Source organism: Lacinutrix neustonica (assembly GCF_026625145.1).
In the GTDB taxonomy this organism is placed as follows: domain Bacteria; phylum Bacteroidota; class Bacteroidia; order Flavobacteriales; family Flavobacteriaceae; genus Lacinutrix; species Lacinutrix neustonica.
This window is the reverse complement of sequence record NZ_CP113088.1, coordinates 2,296,762-2,319,529: the sequence shown is the minus strand read 5'-3', so window position 1 is coordinate 2,319,529 and position 22,768 is coordinate 2,296,762. Positions and strand designations below refer to the sequence as shown.

The following is a 22,768-nucleotide window of genomic DNA, read 5'->3' as shown; positions in this document are numbered from 1 at the left end:
TTATTTAAATATTAACCTTCTAAAATGTTTAGCCTTTAGAAATTTTTAAGGTCTCTCCTGGTTTTAAATTGTTCCCACTAATATCGTTCCATTCTTTTATATTTTCAATGGTAACGCCTGAAAATTTTTGCGAAATGCTCCAAAGTGAGTCACCACTTTTTACTATATAGGTCGTTCCTGTATGATTTGAAGACTTATTTGTGTTTAAAGCATTATTCGTTGTAGATGAGGGATTTCTTGGAAAAATGGTTAACCGTTGCCCTACTTTGAGATTATTGCTTCTTAAGCCATTCCATTGTTTAATTTGGCTCACGCGCACCCCAAATTTTCTTGCAATTTTACCTAAATAATCTCCAGCTCTCACTCTGTAACGCGTTTTCGTATCGGCTTGCAATAATTGTGGTAATGGTTTTTCACGTTTATCAAACTCTGCTTTAGCAAAAGCATACATGTTTTCTTCATTGTTTACGAAGGTACCAACAACTTCCCGTGGTAAACGCAAGGTGTATTCTTTACCCTTGATATAGGGAATAATATCCAACTTGTACGACGGATTTAAAAACTGAAGGATTTCTATATTTACCTCAGTAAATTCAGAAACCTGATCTAACGTAATCATTTGTTTTATATGGATCGTATCGGTTTCAACATAGTTAAATTGCGGTTTATGTTGCACAAAGCCATGTTCTTCGGCATACTCAAAAATATACATTGTAGCTAAAAAAGCAGGTACGTAACCCGCTGTTTCACGTGGAAGATTAGGTCTTATATTCCAATAGTTCCTATGTCCACCAGAGCGTCTTATGGCTTTAGCCACATTTCCTGGCCCGTAATTATAGGCCGCCAGTGCGAGGTCCCAATCTCCAAAAATTTCATAAAGCTTAGCGAGATATTTTGAAGCTGCTTGGGTCGATTTAATAGGGTCACTACGCTCATCTACATAACTGCTAACATCTAAACCATATTGTTTCCCCGTTGCAAACATAAATTGCCATAAACCCGTAGCTCCAACACGAGATTTAGCTCTTGGTTTTAAAGCAGACTCTACTATAGCAAGATACTTCATCTCTAAAGGAATATTGTAATTGTCCAACTCTTGTTCAAACATTGGAAAATAATAATTACTTAAACCCATTAAACGTTCAAGGGAATGATGTCTTCTTTTTAACCACCCTTTTATTACACTTTCTAATTGGGGGTTATATTCTACATTAAAGGGCGTTCTAGCATTCAACCTTTCTAATCTCGCCTTTAAAGTATCTGTGGTTAGCTCGGGTAGTCAACTACGTCGTATTTTAAGTCGGAAACCTCACGATAAATGGTGTCGAAAAGAGAATTACTGTAAAGTTCTTCCATCCACTTTTTATCCACCTCAGAGGCAAAGGGATGGTCTTTAAGCGCGTTTTCTAAATCTAATGGCCCTTTATGCTCCAGGTCCTTTATAAATAACGTTTGTCCATCGATAGCATCTACAGCTTGGTTGTCGTCCATTACTCTTTGAAGCCCGCTACTCTTTTGGGGGTTAATTTGCGTTGCATCTTGTGCATAGCTTAAAATGCAGCAAAATGAAGTACATAAAAATATACTGTAGGTTTTTAATTTTCTCATTGACTCTAATTGATTACAAAAATAACGCCATGTTAGTAAAAATGGTATACAAAAACCGTTTTTACTTTAAAATTGCCGCAATGCCTGGTAATGTTTTACCTTCTAAGCTCTCCAGCATGGCGCCTCCACCGGTGCTAACATAACTTACTTTTTTCTCAAAGCCAAATTCCTTAACAGCAGCTACTGAGTCGCCACCACCAACAAGAGAGAAAGCACCTTTTTTGGTTGCTTCTGCAATAGCGTCTCCTAAAGCTTTCGTTCCTGCCGCAAAATTTTCCATTTCAAAAACACCTAAAGGGCCATTCCATAAAATAGTTTTGCATTGCATAACCACATCGTGAAAAAGAGCTCTTGATTTTGGTCCAGCATCCAAACCTTGCCAACCGATCCGGAATTTTTGTAATATCAACAATTTGCGTATTGGCATCGTTGCTAAACGCATTTGCGGCAACAACGTCAACAGGAATGTGAACAGTCACCTTTCTTTCTTTGGCTTCTTTTAAAATATGTAACGCTAAATCCAATTTATCATCCTCACAAATAGAATCACCAATACTGCCACCCTGTGCTTTTACAAATGTAAAAGCCATGCCTCCTCCAATAATTAAGTGGTCTACGGCATCCAAAATGTTTTCTATGATGGTGATTTTAGAAGACACTTTTGCACCTCCAAGTATTGCTAAAACTGGATGTTCTCCTGTTTTTAAAACTCTATCTATACTTTTAATTTCCTTCTCCAACAAATACCCAAAACATTTGTTTTCCGGAAAAAATTCGGCAACAATAGTCGTAGAAGCGTGTGCTCTGTGCGCGGTACCAAAAGCATCGTTTACATAAATATCCCCCAGTTTAGAGAGTTCCTCGGCAAACGCCCTGTCGCCCTTAGTCTCGGCGTCATGAAAACGTAGGTTTTCAAGAATTAAAATCTCCCCCGGTTTCAAGTTGGCAGCAGCTTCCTCGGCGTCCGCCCCTACACAATTCGTTACAAACTTAGTTTCCACTCCAATCACATCTTCCACTTTATCCCTAATGTGCCTAAGTGAGAAGGTGTCATCCACTCCTTTTGGCCTCCCTAAATGAGACATTAATACACAACTACCTCCGTCTTCTAAAACCTTTATTATAGTGGGTTTTGCCGATGCAATTCTTGTGTCATCGCTCACATTAAATTGGTCATCTAATGGCACATTAAAATCTACACGAATTAATGCTTTTTTATCTTTAAAGTTAAAGTCATTTAAAGTCTTCATTCTCTCTTAGTATTATATTAATCTATATTTTAAAATCCTCAACGCACAAAGGCCGAGGATTTGCTTATTTTTTTTGTGTTTATAAAAGTCACTTCCTCACTACATATATCCAAACAACATTGTGTTTATCGCTATTCTTGTTGTTGCACCGCCCTTTAGTCTAACCGTTATCCACACAGCTCAGGTACACGATTTAAACACACGACTCCTCCTGGTATGATTATATTGCAAAAAAGAGCGTCATCCGCTAACCTCTCAAAGATAAATAAATACATTGAGACCATTTTTTAAAAAAGCGCCTTAAATAACGGCCCAACTTATACTGCATAAATAATAGCTTTTATTTACAGGACATACTATATTTGCCACATGCTTTTTAATGATATCATCGGGCAACAGCATATAAAAAACCATCTTACCACAAGTGTAGATAATGGTCGTATTCCGCATGCCCAACTTTTTGTTGGCCCGAAGGTTCCGTACTTTACCCATGGCTATTGCTTACGCGCAATATCTTTTATGTAACAATACCGAAGGCGAAAACACTAATGGAAACGCGGCCTGTAACCTAAAGTTTAAAAATTTTTCTCATCCCGATTTACATTTTGCTTTTCCTGTAACCACTAATGATAAAGTAAAAAAGCACCCCGTTTCCAGTCACTTTTTAGAAGAGTGGCGCGATGTACTAAATGAACAACCTTATGGCAATCTGTTTGATTGGTATAAAGCGCTAGGGGTTGACAACAAACAAGGACAAATTGGTGTTGATGAAGCACTTGATATTGTTAAGGCTTTAGCATTAAAACCCTATGAAGGCGGTTATAAAATTATGGTCATTTGGATGGCGGAAAAAATGAATACGGCAGCATCGAATAAGCTGTTAAAACTCATAGAAGAACCTCCAAATAAAACCGTATTTATCTTAATTACTGAAGATGAAGAACAAATAATTAGTACGATTAGATCACGGTGTCAAACGCTACATTTTCCCCCTTTAGCTGAAGTAGATATCAAAAATGCGCTCATTAAAAACTATAATTTAAATGAAGCTGTAGCCACCAATTTAGCACACCAAGCTAACGGCAACTATAATAAAGCCTCCGATTTGGTTTATCACGATAGTGAAGATACTCAGTTTGAAGACTGGTTTATTTTACGGATTCGTGCCGCTTTTAAAGCTAAAGGTAATAAAGCAGCCATTCATGATTTAATTTCTTGGAGTGAAGACATTGCAAAAACAGGAAGAGAAACTCAAAAACTGTTTTTAAATTTTTGTCTAGATTTTTTTAGACAAGCGTTATTACTTAATTACAATGCAGAAGCACTCGTTTATATGGAAATTAAAAACGAGAATTTTGATTTAAAAAAGTTCGCTCCTTTTGTACACAACAACAATATTTTAGATATATCTAGTGAAATTCAAGAGGCTATTTATCATATAGAACGAAATGGTAATTCTAAAATTATCTTGACGGATTTGTCTATAAAACTCACGAGATTGCTTCATAAAAGCTCTGAGTAAAGTATTTTAAATAGTGCTTATTTTAAGGTAGGTATTGTATGAAAATAGACCCTATTATACAGTTGAAAACTATATAAAACACTATAATTTTTTACCCAGTTGCTTTTCAATGTTAACGTTCAAAATCCACACATCTTCTAAAAACGGATTTTTTATAAATGCTTTTCTAAGCATAAATACGTCGTAAAAATTTTCAGAGTTAAAAAGGTAGATGTAATATTTTTCTTGCAAATGGTCTATAAATATCTTAGAATGTACTCCTTTTTCTAATAATTCATTCTGACTCTTAACTGCGCTGTCAAGATCGTAAACTAAGCTAGCTATAATATAATAGCCCTGTTCCACGTCTTTAATAAAAGTGGGCTCTTGGTTAAGAATTCGCTTGAAATTTTGTGTTTCGTAAATATAATCTTCCTTAGTAAGTAATTTTTCGTAATTCTCACGATTTAAAACTAAAGTACGAGCTAAAAGCGGTTTGAAAGACCCTTCCGGCTGATAAATAGTGGTATCCTTAACAAAGCCAGCCGCTTGCTTTTCTTTAAGCCATATTGGTAGAGATTTTTCTTTGTCTACAACCTCCGGTATATAGTCCTTTGTTGTTACTGTGGTATTTGGTTTAGCTCTTTTAGCCCATAGTAAAGGTTTAAATACCCTTTTATCATCATTCTGTTCATTATCGCTAACCTCTTTATTATCAGGCTTATATTCCGATTTTATTGAGAGCACATCTCTTTTTGTCTGAACAATTTTGTTATTTGCTTGTTGTTTTCCAGGTCGCGGTTTTTTCTTTATTACCATTTTATCCTTAGTTACAGGAATGGTGTTTATGTTTTCCGCGAGAGCTTCTTCTATGTTCTTCTTTTCTTCATAATAGGTCTTACTTATTTCGGTTTGAAATGCGGTGAAAAACAAATAAAACCGATCTGCTTTGGTATTAAAAGCCATTTCTACATCAGTCGTATTATTGTCCACTAAAGGCTGGGAGGTCTCCGGTAAATCCATAGAAATGATGTCAAACCCTAAGGTGTTTTCACTGCTAGGGAACCGTGTTGCCAAACCTTCATTTCCATAGGTGATTTTACTATTAAAAAAATTATTTCTCGGTCTTTCCAACGTATTTAAGAGCAGTACGCGTTTCGACTTTGGGTTTAAAAAAAGACACTCATCTTCATTTAGTGCTGAATCACCTTCCAATGCAGCGAACGTTAATGACGTTTTCACGTCTCCTGTCTCCAAAGCCTTAAAATTACTAAATTTTAGTGTTACTGGATCTCCACTTACGTGAGCAAACCCATTATAAGTTGTTATATATTTAGGATTTTTTGTGGGGGCTTCGTAAACAACATAAAGTAACCAACCCGCAGCGCTTCCCCCGAAACAAAGCCTTGGGTAGCAACAACATTGGCAACCATATATTCTCCATTTATAATTTCTGAATTCTTTAAAAGCTTAGTAACATCTGCCATACAGACGTAAGGGGAGTTAAGAGTAAACGCACGATCTCTAGCGCCATCAAAAATAACAGAGCCAATAACGTCTGTATACCTCCCGTTCGGAGTTTTTAATTTAATATTATTGATTTTATTACGTTTATTATCACGCTTTCCTTGAAAGAGAAATTGTCCATCGGACTCTTTTCTAAATCCTTGCTCATAACTATAAGTCGCGCTCCAATATAATGCTGCGTACTTTATTTTAGTATGATTTAAAGGCAAGATTAAATTTGCAGAACTAGAACTAAAAGTAGACACGTCATCGTCGACATCAACAAATACCATGTCAATATCGTCATTCGTTAAATCGGGATCATTGAACGGTTCTTTCGCATCCTTACTTAAAACATTATTACCAATAACCAAAGCGTCCCCATAGATATAAAACTCATTTTGAATTTTAAATGGAATAGCCTCTTGAGCTAATAGGTAACCGTATGAAGTAAAGAAAACAAGAGATAGCCAAGTGGTTGTACTCATCATCTTAAATAGAATAATTAATAGCGGTAAATTATGCTAGTTAAATATAGTTAATTATTCAATACGTATGAAATGTATGAGCTTATTGCATAAAAAAAGCGCCGAACGGTAGGTCCAGCGCTTTTAAAATTTTTATATGCTCTTATTTAGCGTATTTAGCATCAATTTCTTTAAGAATAGCCTCCGTTAAATCCGCAGTCTCTTCACCATACAAAACAGTTCCAATAGATTCATTAGTTCCTAAAATAAATGTATACCCATTAGCTTTACCATATTCTTTAACAGTCGTTTTCATTTTACTTATTACAGAATCAATTTCGGCTTGGTAAGCTGTCTGCAACTTTTGCTGCTCGGCTTGCATCCTTTGTTGATACTGTTGTGCTTTTATTTGAAAAGGCTGCATCATTTCCTGTTGTTTTTGTTGAGATAATTTAGCCGCTTTAGTTTGTAATTCTTGGTATTCCATTTGGTAACTTTTACCAAGGCTATCAGCTCTATTTTTAAACGATTCGTTTAAAGCTTCATATTTAGACTCGACGTCTTTTTTTCTTGGATGTCATTTATGACTTTACCATTATCAACATACCCAATTTTTTGTTGTTGACAAGACGCTAATGTCACCATGGCCATTACCGCTAAAATTAAATTTTTCATTTTTATGTTTTTTAAGTGTGACGCAAAAATATAAAAGTAGACTTACATTTTTAGAAATAAATTGGTCTGAATTTCCAACTATAAGAAATACTTATCATGAAAATTAGTTTTAATAACAACCCTCTATCAAAAACAGCTTCAAATAAGCCGTTTTAAGGCATTAATGAAAAAAGCCGAGGTAAAGCTTTGTTTAAAACCAAGACCCTTCCGAATAAAGCTTAAAAATGAATTTTACCTATTTTTAATCACATAAATCAAAGAAGAATACTCTCAGAGCGCTTAGCTTTTAAATTGGATTGCAATCCAACAGTAAAAGCTCTAATAAGGTTCATTGAGTTGTTTCTATATTTTTCAGAAAGTAAGCTTACATAGAACGCGTCAAAAATCATGGGATAGGTTTTCACAACTTCCATATGTTCTTTTCCAAATAGTTTTTTAATCGCTGTCTGTGAAAAATGCCAAAGGTGTCTCGGTACGTCGTAAGCAGCCCAAAAATTTTTATATACTGAGGCATCGTAGCTTTTATAATTAGGAACGGCAATAAGCAAAAAACCATTTGGCTTGAGTAAACGTTTTAAAACAGAAACCTGCTCGTCGAGATTTGGTAAATGTTCTAAAACATGCCATAACGTAATGACATCAAAACTATGCTCCTTAAGGTTTAATAAATGATCAACATTAAAAACTTTATTATTAGTGATGTTATTGGCTACGGTTCTTGCTTCTGTATCTGGTTCCACACCACACACATGCCAACCATTGTTTTGTGCTGTTTTTAAAAAGGCCCCCGTACCACAACCAATATCTAGAAGCTGTTTGTCTTCAGGGTTAAAACTATTAATCAACTTTAGTTTTCTCTTTAAAGAAATATTTCTAATTTGGTGATACACTTTTTCAAACAGGTTTCGTTTGGCATTGGTATGAGAAATATAATCTTCACTTTTATAATAGGCTGGTAATTTATCTGCAGAAGGTTTTGGTCTCGTTTCCAAATAGTCCATCTCTAAATTATGGACCAGTTGAAAGGCCTCTCCGTAAACGGTATAGTCAATAACTTTTAAATAGGGGTTGTTTTTAGAAGACACAATAAAAGGGTGTTAAAAATTTGTTTTTAAAAAGCTTCCGTGAACACGGAATAATAACGTTTGAATTTATAATTTTGTTCTCATTACTTTCTTTAGCGCTTATTTTAATAGTTTTTGTAAATAAAACGTTCTTATCACAAACAAGTTCGCGCGCTACCTCATAGCCAATCATGCCCTTTTCCTTTTCTTTTTACGTTGTCTTTTGGTCATTCGTTTTAAAGAAACACATGCATGTACTAATAAAAACTTAGCATATCTCCCTAGACTTTTTTCTAGATCACCACAATTTCTTTGCGATAAAAAAACAAAAGCATTTGTTTTAGAGTCAACAAACAACACCATTATCACCACTCATAAACCCAGTCGCGTTACTTAATGCGTTTTTTAATCTAAGACCAACCGCTCTTTCTAAAACAAAAATAGCAAACCACGAATTCAAAGAAACACTTGTCATTGTGTTAAAGAATAAAGGCAAACTTTAAAGTCTTAAAAGACCCAAAGCATCTTCTATAACCAATCACCTATAAGCATCGAAACCATCCATCAATTAGTGAAATTTCAATCAAGACTCATGTTTAATAAGACGTTCCACGTGGAACAAACAAACAACACGAATAATTTAACGTCCCATATAAACTAAAAGAACAGAGACATCACTCGGCGACACCCCGCTTATTCGTGAGGCCTGTGAAATCGTCACTGGTTGTATTTTATTTAATTTCTCCCTTGCTTCGAGACTCATGGACTGCAATGCTGAGTAATCAAAATTAGCTGGGATTTTAATGTTTTCTAATCGACTTAGCTTATCAGCATTGTTCCTTTCTTTCTCAATATAACCCGAATATTTAACCTGAATTTCCGCCTGCTCTATAACCTCCCGATCCGGATTATGCGATCGAATATAACTTTCAACCGCCTCAAATTTCCTCACATCCTCAATACCTATATTAGGCCTTGCAAACAATTTAAACATTTTTCCTTGTTGCGAAACCGCCGCAGAATCCTTAGCTTCCAAAACAGGATTTGCTTCTTCAGCGCTTATACTCGTCTCCTTAAAAAACTGTACGAAATTTTCAGACTGCTCCCTCTTCTCCTCCATTCTTCTCAGTCTTTTTTCACTTGCTAAACCCAGATCGAAACCTTTAGGCGTTAACCTAAAATCTGCATTATCTTGTCTCAATAACGTTCTGTATTCAGCCCTAGAGGTAAACATTCTATACGGCTCCTCTGTTCCTTTTGTAATTAAATCATCCACCAACACACCAATATACGCTTCATCCCTTCTAAGAATAAAAGGTTCTTTTTCTTGTACTTTTAATGCCGCATTTATACCCGCCATCAAACCCTGTGAAGCCGCCTCTTCATAACCTGTAGTCCCATTAATTTGACCAGCAAAAAACAACCCGTCAATCAGTTTCGTTTCTAAGGTATGTTTTAATTGTGTGGGCGGAAAATAATCATACTCTATAGCATAGCCTGGTCTAAAGAATTTTACGTTTTCAAAACCAACAATGGAACGCATCGCCTTAAATTGAACATCTTCCGGCAAGGAGGTAGAAAAACCATTTACATACATTTCACAAGTGTTCCATCCCTCTGGTTCTACAAACAATTGATGCCTATCTTTATCTGCAAAGCGGTTTATCTTATCTTCAATACTTGGGCAATATCTCGGTCCCAAACTTTTAATCCTACCATTAAACATAGGAGAACGATCAAACCCCTCTCTCAACAAATCATGTACCAATGCACTTGTATAAGTCATATAACATGAGCGCTGATTTTCTAACGGCTTTGTAATATCTAAATATGAAAATTTCTCTCGGATTAACATCTCCTGGCTGTTCCACCATTTTAGAAAAATCCAATGAGCGGCCATCCACTCTTGGAGGTGTTCCAGTTTTCATTCTTCCAGACTCAAAACCCAAACCAACCAACTGCTCTGTAATTCCAGTTGCCGCTCTTTCTCCTGCTCTACCACCACCAAAATTTTTGTCGCCTATATGAATTAACCCATTTAAAAAAGTCCCATTAGTAAGCACTACGGTTTTTCCCTTCACCTCAACACCAAGAGAGGTCTTAACACCAACGACCCTGTTATTCTCAATAATCAACCCGTAAACCATTTCTTGATAAAAATCAAGATTAGGCGTGTTCTCCAAAAGCAGTCTCCAATCTTCGGCAAAACGCATGCGATCACTCTGCACTCTAGGGCTCCACATCGCAGGTCCTTTAGATTTATTCAACATCTTAAACTGAATAGCCGAGGTGTCACTCACAATCCCGCAGTACCCGCCAAGGGCATCAATCTCTCGAACAATTTGTCCTTTTGCTATACCTCCCATAGCAGGATTACACGACATTTGTGCAATATTTTGTAGACTCATCGTGATGAGCAATGTCTTACACCCCATGTTTGCAGCAGAAGCCGCCGCCTCACTTCCAGCGTGCCCAGCCCCAACAACAATAACATCATATACTTCGTTAAACATATTACTCTTTTTTAGACTCCTTTATACAAAACAGTCGTGACTTATAATAAAATAATCTTGTGTTCCACGTGAAACAATCAATCCATCAGTTTCTAAATAAAACCAACCATATCTCCTATTCGAATACCCGTGTTCCACGTGAAACAATTTGCATTTCAAAAATTAAAGTTGGCAAATGTACAACTATTTAACGGGTCTTATTTAATTAGGCCGAGGTAGTGATTTTCTTTTTCCCGCATTAATTTTGCCTCAGATTCAGATTTGTCTTTGTACCCACAATAGTGCAATATACCATGAACCATAACCCGGTGTAATTCATCTTCAAATGCTACATCAAAATCACTGGCGTTTTCTGAGACTCTTTCGGTGGAGATAAACACATCGCCTTGTAGTGTTTTTCCTACCGAATAATCAAAGCTAATAATATCAGTGAGTGTGTCATGATTCAAAAACTCGACATTCAATTTATACAAATACGCATCATCACAAAATACATAATTCACCTCATCCTCTATACATCCTTCTGATTGGATAACATCGGAAATCCAACTCGATACTCTATGCTCGTTTGGTAATTTAAAATTGTTCTCGTAGTTAAAACTAATCATCAAATTTCTTAAAATATTCTTGTACCTTCATTTTGTAAATTTGCTGCAAAGGTAAGGCTTGTTTATTCAAAATTTCAGTGGTGTTAAAATATTCTTTTGCAGTGGGAATTTGATTACTCGTTGTGTTTTCAAACTCTTTTTTGTTCGTCTCCGATTTGCGTTTCGTATCCTCCCCTTGTTCAAAAGTTGCCTTTTCTAACTTCAATAATTGATGTTGTAACTGCATCATTTTACTCAGCGTCTCGTTGGTAAAGCCATTATTTATTAAATCCAGTTCTACATGTTCCATGTCTTTTAATAATTGTTTGGTTTCACCAATAGCACCTTTCCCTAATTTATCCTCTAATAAGCGTTCTTCAAGAGCTTGACGAATAAGTTGCTGCTGTTGATAAATACGATACAATTCACCATTCAGGTCTTCATTAAACCCATCACCCCCCAGTTTATTAGCCCCTTTTCCTTCTCCCTCTCCTTTTCCGCAGTTACCGCTTTCCCCTTTCTCACTTCCCGATTGTTGGCCCCCGGTCTTTTGTCCCTGTCCATCACTATCGCTAGGTGTATCGCCAGGTTTACTACCCGGCTTCTGTCCTTCACCTTCTTTTGGCTTTCCCTTATCACTGTTATTAACCCCTTCTTCCATTTGCTTATTAAGTTCTTCTTGACTCATAATAATATCGGGTAATGGTGTTCCCCCTTCACCACTTCCTGAACCAGGAGAAGGGATCGCATTTTGAAGATTATCTAGTGTTTCACTTAAAAAATCAGCCAAATTATTGGCCGCGGTTACGGTGTATTGCTGTGCAGCTACCCCTCGATATAAATCATTCTCAGATAACAAATCTAAGGCCTTGTCTATATTGAAGTACACCTCAGAAATTTCTTTATTCACCTGTTCAGAAATTTTAGGTTGGCGTAAGGATATAGCAAATAAACTATCATCCACATGTTCAAAATGGGTACGCAACTCCTTTTGTTTCTTTAAATAGGTGGCGTACTCGTTGTGGTTAGCATCTATGTTACTAAACCGATCCATAATACGTTCTTCATCAAAAGAAAATAATAATAAGTTGTCCAAAATTTGTCGTAACATCTCAATATCTTCTTCTAAAGCTTCTTGACTGGATTGTCCCATTTGAGCCTGCATTTGCATACTCAACTGTTTCATTTTTTGAGCTGCTGCTTTCTGTCTTTTTTGAGCCTTATCGCCGCTTTTCTTTTTATCTTCCTGGTTTTCTACCTGTTGTTTTTCATCTAAAGCTTCTGAAGCCTCCTTTTGATCTTCCTTAATATTTTCCTCCGTACTTTCGTTTCGTGGAAGCTTCAGGGGTTGTCTAAGCCCATTGTTTTCCTTTTCTAGGGCCTCCAACTCTTTCTCGGAGTTCATTAAATTTTTTATTAAGTACCTCTTGCTCCTGCAATGTGTTCTCATCAACAGCAGCATTAGCCAATTTATCCTGTTCCTTTGCCAGTTTATCTAATTCATTACCTATTTTTTCCAACTTTTTACTAACATAGTAGCGCTTCGTCAACTCTAACATTTGCTCTAGACTGCGTTTTTGGCTTTTAGCTGTTTTTGCTAACTGATCTAACTTCTCTGAAAAGGCCTCTTTATTAATCTTTTCTTTTAGTTTTTCAAGTTCTTCTAATAACTTCTCATCTTCTTTAAGTTGCTTTTCATTTTCTTCTAACCGCTGTTTTAAATCCTTTTTAAAAGGGTCTTCTTGATCCTCTTCCTTTTGAAAATCCTCTAAATTATCTTGCAATTTTTTATTGAAGTTCTGCATCATTTGTTCCTGTTGCTTTTGACGCTTCAGAAAATGTTCAAACTTCTTTTTATCATTAAAACTAAGTTCAGGTTTCTCCTTTTGGTTTTTAGATATCGCCTCTAGCTCTTTTTCCTGTTTATCAAACTGATCCAAAGACTTACTCAAGTTTTCAATAGTTTCACTCTGCTCCCGCAACTGTTTATCTTCTTCCTCCTCTACAGTACGCTTTCTATAAGTAAACACCCTACTTTTCGTTCGCTTGTTAGCATTCACAGCGTCGTTGTCGTACACCTCAAAAAACAAATCATAGGCGACGCCATCAACAATATCCAATTGATTAGGAAAAGCACTAACAAATTCGCTAAAATTAGAGCCTGAGATGGATATGGGTACATAGCTTTTCTTCGCTTCGTCACCACTGGAATAATACACTAACTGTAACTTAGATAAACCGTAGTCATCACTTACCTGTCCATAAAAATAAAGGGATTGCTTGTCCAAAGAATCTATTTTAGATTCCAATTTAAGTTCGGATATTCATCACGTACTACTGAAATATTAAAACCCGCATTCTCATAACCTTGAAGGTTTTGATTACTAGTAGCTATGCTGTAAACATAGTTAGTAAACAAACGCTTGCTAGACACAAAATCGCCATTACCTTCATTAGTAAATGCTATAGTGTCCTTTGCCTGCAAGTGTACATGGTCTGTGGCCTTAGTCCTAAGCTTCCATGTCGCTAAAGTACCTGCCGGTACCACCGCATTCCCCGTACTTTTTAATATTTCGTCGCGTTTATTAGTGTAATTGGGGTAATTTAAAACCATATCAAAACTGAGCAATGTTGGCGCTTGTATCACTCGTATCTTGTAAGGTTTGGAATATACATTGTTCGCAGATAAACGAAATGTAAGATTGTCTTTAAGCTGTTCAAACACATACTCGAAACTCCCTAATCCCTGTTGCTGTAAATAATACGTTTCATCATTAAATTTTATTTGCACCGCTTCCGGAATAACCTTTCCCGCTGTTTTAATAATGAGTCTAAAAGAGGTGTTCTCTACTACTTCCAATTCTTCATTCAAAACAAAAAACTGAAATGGTGCCGGCGGCTCATACGCTGTTTGATAATTAACAACACGTTGGTAACTCTCACTAAACCACGCGCTTTTTCCGGACAAGACCACACTGGCAATTATTAAGATTGGAATAGCAGTATACTTTAAGTATTTCAGGTTTTTTTTAAAATTAATAGCAAGTTTAAAAGGAATGGGACGTAATTCTTCCGATTTCTGATTAATACTTGCTAATAACAATTCAGATTGAGTCGATGCCGTGTTTAACTGAAGTACATTTAATAATTTATCACTAACCTCAGGAAAATGGCTTCCTATCAATCGGCGGCTTCTTCATAGTTAATTCCCTTTTGAAGCTTCGCTAGCTTGGTTAACGGCATCACAATAAACCTGATAAATAAAACCAACTCGACAAAAATAAATAACCGGAATAATAGCATTCTTGCCCCCGTATTCAACCATAAAAAATGTTCAATAAGTAACGTAAGTATAAAGTACAGAAGCCCTATACTAAAAAACAGAAGGATGCCTTTAATAAGTTCATTGGTATAATATTTACGAATGAACTGTTCTAATTTAGTTTGTATGTCTTTAAAATTATTCAATGTGATATTCATTTTTTGGCGCTTATTAAGAGTGGAACGACAATCTAAACTTTATTAAAAAGCGTTTCAACAACACACCGTGTAACATATTATATTGCTTATAATGTTCTAACTTACTAAAATACAGTTTTATTTTATAAAAGAATTGTTTAGATTTATAATCTATTGTTAATTTAGTACGTGTCCCAACAAAGCGTTCCGACTACACATAAATAATAACCAGACTTCCATATGAAAGATATCAAATACATCGCTGCCTTTTCCCTTCCCGTAGTTGCAATTATTGGCTTATATTTTAAAGGTGTCTATACTTTTTTAACGCCAGTTTATGCCTTTGGAATCATTCCTGTTTTAGACCTTCTCCTTCCTATACAAACGGAAAATTTAACAGCAGAAGAAGCGGATTCTAAACTAAAAAGAAAAGTGTTCGATTGGTTGCTCTATATGAATTTACCTGTAGTTTTAGCTTTGCTCATCTATAGCTTTATCATAGTTTCAACAAACGTTTTAGCAACCTACGAATTCATAGGTTTGTTTATTTCTATGGGAATTGTACTAGGAACGAATGGTATCAATGTTGCCCACGAATTAGGGCATAGACAAGCTACAAACGAAAGATTTATAGGCAAAGCATTGCTTTTACCTGCCTTCTATATGCATTTTTATATTGAGCATAACTTTGGCCACCATTTACATGCAGCTACCCCTGAAGATCCAGCTACAGCTCGATACAATCAAAGCGTTTACTCCTTTTGGTTTACCTCTACGGTTCGACAATATTTTAATGCGTGGCGCATTCAAACGAAAAGACTTGAAAACAATAATCAATCCTTTTTGTCTGTAAAAAACGACATGCTTTGGTACACGATACTGCAACTAGCTTATTTAGCTGTTGTTTTTATGGTCTTCGGAAAAACGGTCCTACTCTTTGCCATTTTATCAGGAATTGGAGGGTTTATTATGCTGGAAACCGTTAATTATATTGAACACTATGGCCTACTAAGACATAAAACCAAATCTGGACGATACGAACGCGTACGTGAAATGCATTCATGGAATTCCAATCATGTTGTTGGACGTATTGTCCTTTATGAGTTGACAAGGCATAGTGACCACCATTACAAAACATCTAAAAAATATCAAATTTTAGATTGCCACGATGAGAGTCCACAAATGCCCTTTGGATATCCTACTTCTATGGTTTTAGCCTTAATGCCGCCTTTATGGTTTAAGATTATGAATAAACGTGTACCTCGTGACATGGTTTCCATTTAAAATAAATATGCGTGATTTTATAAATCTTGTACACGCTCTCTTTCTTCTTTAGACTTATCACTCTATCTTTGTCGTTATATAAAACAACACTTGAACTGTGCTTAATGTGACAGTTGGAGATTAAAATTAAAACATGTCTAAAAATGTTCGCGTGCGATTTGCACCAAGTCCAACAGGACCTTTACACATTGGAGGCGTAAGAACAGCGCTTTTCAATTATTTATATGCTAAAAAACACAACGGTACTTTTATATTAAGAATAGAAGATACCGATCAAACCCGATATGTTGAAGGCGCAGAAGATTATATAGTAAACGCCTTAACTTGGTGCAATATTCCTTTTGATGAAGGCCCAGATAAAAACGAAAAATTTGGTCCTTATAGACAAAGCGAGCGGAAACATTTATATAAGCAATATGCCGATCAATTAATCGCTAGTGGCAATGCTTATTATGCCTTTGACACTTCAGAAGAACTGGATTACCACAGGGCTGATCACGAGTCAAAAGGGAAAACATTTATCTATAATTGGCACAACCGTTTAAAATTAAGTAACTCATTATCGCTAACTGAAGAGGCCGTACAAGAAAAATTAAAGGCAGGTGACGATTATGTGATTCGTTTTAAATCACCCCAAGACGAAACTCTGCACTTAAAAGATATTATTCGTGGTGAAATTAAAATAGACACGAATGTTTTAGATGACAAAGTTTTATTTAAAAGTGATGGTATGCCTACCTATCACTTAGCCAATATTGTAGATGATCATTTAATGGAAATCTCTCATGTTATTAGAGGTGAAGAATGGTTGCCAAGTTTAGCGTTACACATGCAGCTTTATACTGCTTTTGGATGGGAAGCACCACAATTTGCACATTTACCACTTATTTTAAAACCAACAGGAAAAGGAAAGTTAAGTAAACGAGATGGCGACAAACTAGGGTTTCCTGTATTTCCTTTAGAATGGCATCCTGAAGAAGGTGACCCTGCTAAAGGCTATAAGGAAGAGGGATATTTCTCTGATGCGGTTATAAATTTCTTGGCGTTTTTAGGATGGAACCCGGGGACAGAACAAGAACTTTTTAATATAGAAGCATTAACTCAGGCGTTCGATCTAGAACGAGTAAATAAAGCGGGGGCGCGCTTTGATCCGAGATAAAATTAAATGGTTCAACCATCATTATATGCAAGAGCAGGATAATGAGGTGTTAGCAGAGGCTTTTATAGAAGCCCGACCGAACTAAAAAATATAGATATCAATTATATTGCCATGGCTATCGGGTTAATAAAAGAACGTGCGACGTTTATAAGCGACTTTTGGGAGTTAAGCCACTTCTTCTTCACAACCCCGGAGCACTTTGAGGAAAAAGCGTCTAAAAAAGCATTCAAAGACGACACCAAAGGCTTAATGACAGAATTGGGAGCCATCATTTCAAAAATAGATGTTTTTGAAGTAGAAACCCTTCAAAAAGACATCAAGGGCTGGATTACTGGAAATGAAATAAGCTTTGGCAAAGTCATGATGCCCTTACGACTGGCACTAGTTGGGGATTTAAAAGGCCCGGATGTTTTTGATATCATGTTTATGATAGGAAAAAACGAAACGATTAAACGCATAGAAAAAGTAATAGCCACGCTATAACTTAAGCATCAGCTATAAAAAAGCGGATTCAACTATTGAATCCGTTTTTTTTATGTATAAACTGTTCTTATTGTTTTACAAACTTTAACACGGTATCTGCTCCATAAAATTTTATAAAATAAGTTCCCGAGGCAAAGTGTGACACATCTAAAGAGTTTTGCGATGTACTTAAGGTATGGTTCTTAATTTTTTGACCCAGCATATTGAAAACAGAAATATTATATGTTTCCGTAAGGTTTTTAAAAGTGAGGGCCCCTTTTGTTGGGTTAGGGAACATTACGATTGGCTTGGTTTCAAATGCCGCGACACTTAATGTACACGTATAGGTTGGTAAATTATAACCTCTTGCCGTAAATCTATCTGTGAATACTTGAATATCTTCGCAGGTATAACCACCCGCAACTCCCATATCTATAGCTGCTTGCCTTACAGCAATGGCAGCCTGTTCTTGATTGGTATTACTATTGGTCATGGCGATCCCTTCGATAAAGGCTTTATCTGTTTTTTCACGACCAATAATATCCCAAATTTCCATTAATGTCGATGACCACATCTCGCCATCAAAATGAGCGGCCCCGCCTTGGAGTCCAATCAATCCATTTGGATAGCTTCGTGTATCTGCCGTCGTTCGTCCTGGCCAGCAGGGATTATTTCCATCCCATCCAAACATAAAATCATAGGAGGCATCTGAAGGGGACCACTGTGCAAAACTTCTTTTATAAGAGGCTGCTAAATAGTCCCCATTACCTTCACCCAAATAAGCCGATGTAGCACCATTTGTAATCCAATCATGAATGCCATGTCCAAGTTCATGAATAATGACGTCTGCGTCCTCTGCATCGTCCACACAACCTTCACCAAAAGCTAACCTACCGGAGCCGGGAAGGTAGTGTGAATTGTCAGCTCCACTTAAACCGGAAGGATCTACTCTTACACCGGAGTTATATTGATAGGGCTTAACATTCAACCCTAAGGTTTCATTGTAATATCGCATGCTTTTATCGATATGATAGTACACATTTACTGCTTCAAAAGCATCCTGATTTCTATTAAAATTAAAGACACTCGTGCCTTGAGAAAAAACGCCTTTATTTGGTGCTTCAAAGTCTTGTATTTCAGCATAAGGTCCTGTTAAGAAAAACTCCCCTCCCGTTTGGGTGATATCTAATAATGTAACACTAGATCTTGCGGCATCTAAAGCAGGGTTGGTTGCGTCGTTTGCATCTACATATTGACCACCATATACATTTAAAGTCGCTGTCAAGGGATCTGTTTCATAAACGAATCCGCTCCCATTCACGGTGCTTTTTTTCCTTTTTATAAACTCTTTTCTATGTCTCTTATTTCCTTGTTTTTCATCCTCCCCATTATAATAATACGCTTTATCTCGAGCACTTAAAACCTCACCCGTTAGCGCATTGATTATAATTTCCCAACTTCCTATTGGGGTCACTTTAGGCTCTATAGTTATAACGTAAGTGAGTAATGTCTTTCCCATTTTATTATAAATGTATAAGTCATTCTTTTCGAAAGCAATAGTTCCGGCGTGGATGTGTTGTCTCGGCGATATGGATTGCTTTCTGTTTAGAGATGGTAGGAGTGGTATTGATAGTAGCTACCGCTCTATCATATGTACTTTGATGAAAGGTCACGTTATTATCATTTGAGACATGAATAGTTACTTCAGCGCCATAAACCTGAACACCATTAATCATTTGGTAAAAACGAAAGGTTTCTCCGGATAATCCAGCAGTACTAAACAACATCTTGAAAGAGTGATTAGAGTGAATACCTAGTCGCGTCTGATTCGCTGTTAGCCATTTAAGAGCAATAACGTCCTTATCGTGCTGTGCATAAGAAAGCATTGTAATGCTTACTAAGACTAAAAAGACTAATTTTTGCTTCATATTAAGGATAATATTAATGGTTTTTAGATTGCATTAAAATCCAAATATAAACATTAACGCCTAAAACTCAATATATTAAAAAGTAATCATAGCTGTAAACGCGAGCATAGATTGGTTTCCTTTAAACTTTTTATCATTATCGATTACATCTAAATTATTATTAGAGTTTAACTTATTCAGGATATTGGTCACCCCATAAATATATTGAGCCCTAATCTTAAAATGACTAAAACCGGCGGTTACACCTGCTGCCGCGTTGAAATTAATATTTGAAATTTCGGTGATGTCGTTTGCTGTTAAGTTATTGTAATTCCTAATTAAATAGGTTTCTTGAGTATAGTCCTTTAATTCTAAGTCACTATTATATTGTAACATAGGTCCTAAATCTAAAGTTACAAATTCGTTAACTAATTTAATGTGCCACAAAAAAGCCAGTTGTGCGGTGAATATTTTATATTCTACCTCTTGTGCCGTTAAATCTGTTAAGGATGTATAACCGAGAAACACCTATGCTGTTTTCAGAGAGTTGCATCCCATAACTTACACCATATGGCCTGTGTGGTGGCATCACTGTGGCACTCATACCACCAATCCAGCCTTCTCCTTTTGTGGTTTCAAAGTTGTCTGTAATGATATCAAATTGAGTAAGTCCTCCACCTATAGCAAAACCGTTTTTAATAACATATTTATTACTTTGTGCGCTACTTATTGTAACGAAACATATACTAAGTGCTACTAATAAAACAAATGGTATCTTTTTCATAATAACTTAAAGGTTTATTGTATAAATATAACTTAATTTAGTAATCAACAAATGTCTAACCCAATAATTTAAAAACTCATGCTTTATTTAATACCTATTGTATTCCTCGGAATAATCATTTTATTCTCTGCTTTTTTTGTCGTGAAACAACAAACAGCGGTCATTGTAGAACGTTTTGGAAAATTTCAAAGTATCCGTCAATCCGGCCTACAATTAAAGGTTCCTCCGGTTGATAAGATCGCTGGTCGATTAAGTTTAAAAATTCAGCAATTAGACGTCATCATCGAAACGAAAACATTAGACGATGTATTTGTTCGCCTTAAAGTATCTGTACAATACCGTGTTATTAGTCAAAAAGTTTATGATGCTTTTTATAAATTAGATTATCCACATGATCAAATTACAAGTTACGTCTTTGATGTGGTTCGTGCCGAAGTCCCAAAAATGAAATTAGATGATGTTTTTGTAAGAAAAGATGATATTGCAATCGCGGTTAAAACCGAATTAAACGATGCCATGTCTGATTATGGTTTTGACATTATTAAAACCTTAGTTACAGATATAGATCCTGATGCGCAAGTAAAAGCAGCGATGAATCGTATTAATGCGGCCGATCGAGAAAAGACCGCCGCGCAATTTGAAGGGGATGCTGCACGTATATTAATCGTAGAAAAAGCGAAAGCTGAAGCCGAAAGTAAGCGTTTACAAGGTCAAGGTATCGCAGACCAGCGTCGAGAAATTGCGCGTGGTCTTGAAGAATCGGTAGAAGTACTTAATAAAGTGGGTATTAATTCTCAAGAAGCCTCGGCTTTAATAGTAGTCACACAACATTACGACACACTTCAATCCATTGGTCAAGAGACGAATAGTAACTTAATTCTATTACCAAACTCTCCACAAGCAGGAAGTCAAATGTTAAACGACATGGTGGCAAGTTTTACTGCTAGTAATCAAATTGGTGAAGCCATGAAAAATCAAAAAAAGAAAAAAGAATAATACGCAGATCATGCCATAAAAAAGCCTCAAGTATAATACTTGAGGCTTTTTTATAGAATTGTTTTTATTTTTCCTGTTTTTTATATTTATCAATCAGGCTCTTTAAGCTATCTCTATGATTTTTTAAAGAATCTACATCTATTTCTCCACCTATACCGCCCTGAGGAAGAGTTTCTCGTGTTTCATCTAGGTATTTTTGTAATTCTGGATAGTTCTCTTCGATTGTTCTACGTAATGTTGAAATTTCGGTAAGAATATCTTGTTGTGTTTTTTTCATGATCTGTTGATTTACTTAAAGGTATTTAAACTTCAAAAGAACCTCAAAAATATAATGCTAATCTTTTATTAAATTTATTTAAAAGGATGACGCTCTTGCCAAGCAGTTGTAGGATTGAGGTATCTAACAATGATTTTCAAAATTGTATTGGCGATAAAATTATTGGTATGTTTCATGTAAATATGCATGTTTCTAGGCCGCGCACCAACAGAGCTTTTAATTTCCATGGCGGTTCGCGCATAAATCACCTGAACACAATGGTTCTCGATAGCATAAAAAGCCATATCATAGAGCATATTTAAATACAACTGGTGTTTGTGTTGTAGATTTTTATTATAGCCTAAAAAATAAGTTTCTAAGTTGTTGTTATTTAAAATCAGGGTATAAAAACCAACAAGCTTATTATCTAGAAAATAGGCGAAAATTTTAAATTGGGTATTTAATGCTTTCTTTAAATGGCTAAAGTGATCCCTAGGAAGAACAAAAGAATTCACCCCGGCGCCATCTGAGACCATTTTATAGAGTTGGAATAAATCGGCTTCCAAGGCTTCTATTTCAACTAATGTTAGTTCCTTTTTAACAATAGTAAATCCTTTTTTTCTAGCCGTCTTGTAACGGTCTCTATACTTTTTTCTGAAACTAGAAATGTAATCCCCTGTCGTGGTCCAAGACTCAGGAATATCAAAAACCATGTTAGGTTGCACTTCTACCCTATACAACTTCTGCTTTTTAAAAAAAAGCTGTTTTGATGAATGCCGTCCTCTTCAAAATAATCTTTAAAAGCGATAATCCGGATTTTTTTGTTGTGCTTCCTTCTAATTTCTGCTTTTATTTGGGTTAACGCTTGGTCTATGGTATTTAAATACGTTGCAAAAGTAATGGCTTGAGTATTACAATATAAACCATGTTGTCCAGTATGCATGAGATTGCCAACAATTAAAGCATTCCCTCTAACAATTTTAGCGACTATTTGCTTAGCTTTTTGGTACAAGAAGTTATCAGAAGTGTCTCTAAATATATCGTCAAAATACATTTCTACACGTTGTATAATTGCTATTCCAACGAGCGCCTCTGCTTTAAATATTCCTACATAAAATGGGGTAATGTTATCCGGACAGGAGCATTCTAGTCCTTTGAGGAAGTTCGATTTTAAAAAAACATCATGGTTTTGTACACTGTCCCAAGAATCAGGTAGATTATTTACTGTATCGTATAATTTATAGTGTATCAAAGGCGTAAAGAAAAAGACTGAAAACGTAAGGCTTCCAG

19 protein-coding genes and 6 pseudogenes are annotated in these 22,768 nt (G+C 36.0%); 4 read left to right on the top strand and 21 right to left on the bottom strand.

What is annotated here, in order from left to right; translation table 11 throughout:
• Positions 1 to 28: 28 nt before the first annotated feature.
• Both N7U66_RS12570 and N7U66_RS12565 read right to left on the bottom strand, forming a co-directional pair.
• Positions 29 to 1,608, bottom strand: a pseudogene (locus tag N7U66_RS12570) (LysM peptidoglycan-binding domain-containing protein).
• Between the two features lie 61 nt (positions 1,609 to 1,669).
• Positions 1,670 to 2,858 (bottom strand): annotated as a pseudogene (locus tag N7U66_RS12565) (phosphoglycerate kinase).
• Positions 2,859 to 3,227: 369 nt separating this feature from the next.
• Here N7U66_RS12565 and N7U66_RS12560 point away from each other — a divergent pair.
• Positions 3,228 to 4,380 (top strand): annotated as a pseudogene (locus N7U66_RS12560) (DNA polymerase III subunit).
• Between the two features lie 81 nt (positions 4,381 to 4,461).
• On the opposite strand, the gene N7U66_RS12555 reads toward N7U66_RS12560, so the two are convergent.
• The 12 genes and pseudogenes from N7U66_RS12555 to N7U66_RS22000 all read right to left on the bottom strand — a co-directional run bounded on the left by N7U66_RS12555 (position 4,462) and on the right by N7U66_RS22000 (position 14,651).
• Positions 4,462 to 5,616: a hypothetical protein gene (locus N7U66_RS12555; RefSeq protein WP_267675558.1), complete on the bottom strand. Its 1,155-nt coding sequence runs from the start codon at positions 5,614 to 5,616 to the stop codon at positions 4,462 to 4,464.
• Between the two features lie 68 nt (positions 5,617 to 5,684).
• Positions 5,685 to 6,356, bottom strand: a complete 672-nt coding sequence (locus tag N7U66_RS12550; RefSeq protein ID WP_267675557.1) for a hypothetical protein — start codon at positions 6,354 to 6,356, stop codon at positions 5,685 to 5,687.
• A 139-nt stretch (positions 6,357 to 6,495) separates the two neighbouring features.
• Positions 6,496 to 6,846 (bottom strand): annotated as a pseudogene (locus N7U66_RS12545) (OmpH family outer membrane protein); the annotation flags it as partial.
• A gap of 20 nt (positions 6,847 to 6,866) precedes the next feature.
• Complete coding sequence (locus tag N7U66_RS12540; protein ID WP_267675556.1) at positions 6,867 to 7,007, bottom strand: hypothetical protein; 141 nt, start codon at positions 7,005 to 7,007, stop codon at positions 6,867 to 6,869.
• A gap of 254 nt (positions 7,008 to 7,261) precedes the next feature.
• Complete coding sequence (locus tag N7U66_RS12535) at positions 7,262 to 8,092, bottom strand: class I SAM-dependent methyltransferase (RefSeq protein ID WP_313791224.1); 831 nt, start codon at positions 8,090 to 8,092, stop codon at positions 7,262 to 7,264.
• A 325-nt stretch (positions 8,093 to 8,417) separates the two neighbouring features.
• Positions 8,418 to 8,546, bottom strand: coding sequence for a hypothetical protein (locus N7U66_RS12530; protein WP_267675555.1), 129 nt, complete (start codon positions 8,544 to 8,546; stop codon positions 8,418 to 8,420).
• A 165-nt stretch (positions 8,547 to 8,711) separates the two neighbouring features.
• Positions 8,712 to 10,584 (bottom strand): annotated as a pseudogene (gene mnmG / locus N7U66_RS12525) (tRNA uridine-5-carboxymethylaminomethyl(34) synthesis enzyme MnmG).
• A gap of 197 nt (positions 10,585 to 10,781) precedes the next feature.
• Positions 10,782 to 11,192, bottom strand: coding sequence for an rRNA maturation RNase YbeY (ybeY, locus tag N7U66_RS12520; RefSeq protein ID WP_267675554.1), 411 nt, complete (start codon positions 11,190 to 11,192; stop codon positions 10,782 to 10,784).
• Positions 11,185 to 12,576, bottom strand: coding sequence for a hypothetical protein (locus tag N7U66_RS22015; RefSeq protein WP_313791223.1), 1,392 nt, complete (start codon positions 12,574 to 12,576; stop codon positions 11,185 to 11,187). Before N7U66_RS22015 ends, ybeY begins: the two co-directional genes overlap by 8 nt.
• Positions 12,524 to 13,480, bottom strand: a complete 957-nt coding sequence (locus tag N7U66_RS22010) for a coiled-coil domain-containing protein (RefSeq protein WP_313791222.1) — start codon at positions 13,478 to 13,480, stop codon at positions 12,524 to 12,526. The genes N7U66_RS22015 and N7U66_RS22010 overlap by 53 nt, the downstream gene beginning before the upstream one ends.
• On the bottom strand, positions 13,465 to 14,355 hold the full coding sequence (locus N7U66_RS22005) for a hypothetical protein (protein ID WP_313791221.1): 891 nt from the start codon (positions 14,353 to 14,355) through the stop codon (positions 13,465 to 13,467). The genes N7U66_RS22010 and N7U66_RS22005 overlap by 16 nt, the downstream gene beginning before the upstream one ends.
• Complete coding sequence (locus N7U66_RS22000) at positions 14,352 to 14,651, bottom strand: hypothetical protein (RefSeq protein ID WP_313791220.1); 300 nt, start codon at positions 14,649 to 14,651, stop codon at positions 14,352 to 14,354. Before N7U66_RS22000 ends, N7U66_RS22005 begins: the two co-directional genes overlap by 4 nt.
• Positions 14,652 to 14,870: 219 nt before the next feature.
• On the opposite strand from N7U66_RS22000, the gene N7U66_RS12510 reads away from it, so the two are divergent.
• On the top strand, positions 14,871 to 15,914 hold the full coding sequence (locus tag N7U66_RS12510; RefSeq protein WP_267675553.1) for an alkane 1-monooxygenase: 1,044 nt from the start codon (positions 14,871 to 14,873) through the stop codon (positions 15,912 to 15,914).
• 133 nt (positions 15,915 to 16,047) lie between these two features.
• Positions 16,048 to 17,556: pseudogene (gene gltX, locus N7U66_RS12505) on the top strand (glutamate--tRNA ligase).
• A gap of 67 nt (positions 17,557 to 17,623) precedes the next feature.
• Here gltX and N7U66_RS12500 read toward each other — a convergent pair.
• The 4 genes from N7U66_RS12500 to N7U66_RS12485 form a co-directional block, all read right to left on the bottom strand.
• Positions 17,624 to 19,054, bottom strand: coding sequence for a T9SS type A sorting domain-containing protein (locus N7U66_RS12500; RefSeq protein WP_267675552.1), 1,431 nt, complete (start codon positions 19,052 to 19,054; stop codon positions 17,624 to 17,626).
• 19 nt (positions 19,055 to 19,073) lie between these two features.
• Entirely contained in the window at positions 19,074 to 19,463 is a 390-nt protein-coding gene (locus tag N7U66_RS12495) for a hypothetical protein (protein WP_267675551.1), read from the bottom strand.
• A gap of 75 nt (positions 19,464 to 19,538) precedes the next feature.
• Positions 19,539 to 19,970: a hypothetical protein gene (locus N7U66_RS12490; RefSeq protein WP_267675550.1), complete on the bottom strand. Its 432-nt coding sequence runs from the start codon at positions 19,968 to 19,970 to the stop codon at positions 19,539 to 19,541.
• Positions 19,915 to 20,226 carry a hypothetical protein gene (locus N7U66_RS12485; RefSeq protein WP_267675549.1) on the bottom strand — a complete coding sequence of 104 codons (312 nt, stop codon included), beginning with the start codon at positions 20,224 to 20,226 and terminating at the stop codon, positions 19,915 to 19,917. Before N7U66_RS12485 ends, N7U66_RS12490 begins: the two co-directional genes overlap by 56 nt.
• A gap of 78 nt (positions 20,227 to 20,304) precedes the next feature.
• On the opposite strand from N7U66_RS12485, the gene N7U66_RS12480 reads away from it, so the two are divergent.
• Positions 20,305 to 21,222, top strand: coding sequence for an SPFH domain-containing protein (locus N7U66_RS12480; RefSeq protein ID WP_267675548.1), 918 nt, complete (start codon positions 20,305 to 20,307; stop codon positions 21,220 to 21,222).
• A gap of 64 nt (positions 21,223 to 21,286) precedes the next feature.
• On the opposite strand, the gene N7U66_RS12475 is transcribed toward N7U66_RS12480, so the two are convergent.
• From N7U66_RS12475 to N7U66_RS12465, 3 genes are all read right to left on the bottom strand, one after another.
• Positions 21,287 to 21,499 (bottom strand): hypothetical protein, encoded by a 213-nt coding sequence (locus N7U66_RS12475; protein ID WP_267675547.1) that lies wholly within the window; start codon positions 21,497 to 21,499, stop codon positions 21,287 to 21,289.
• A gap of 74 nt (positions 21,500 to 21,573) precedes the next feature.
• Positions 21,574 to 22,218 (bottom strand): GNAT family N-acetyltransferase, encoded by a 645-nt coding sequence (locus N7U66_RS12470; protein WP_267675546.1) that lies wholly within the window; start codon positions 22,216 to 22,218, stop codon positions 21,574 to 21,576.
• Positions 22,206 to 22,730: a hypothetical protein gene (locus N7U66_RS12465; protein WP_267675544.1), complete on the bottom strand. Its 525-nt coding sequence runs from the start codon at positions 22,728 to 22,730 to the stop codon at positions 22,206 to 22,208. Before N7U66_RS12465 ends, N7U66_RS12470 begins: the two co-directional genes overlap by 13 nt.
• Between the last annotated feature and the right edge of the window lie 38 nt (positions 22,731 to 22,768).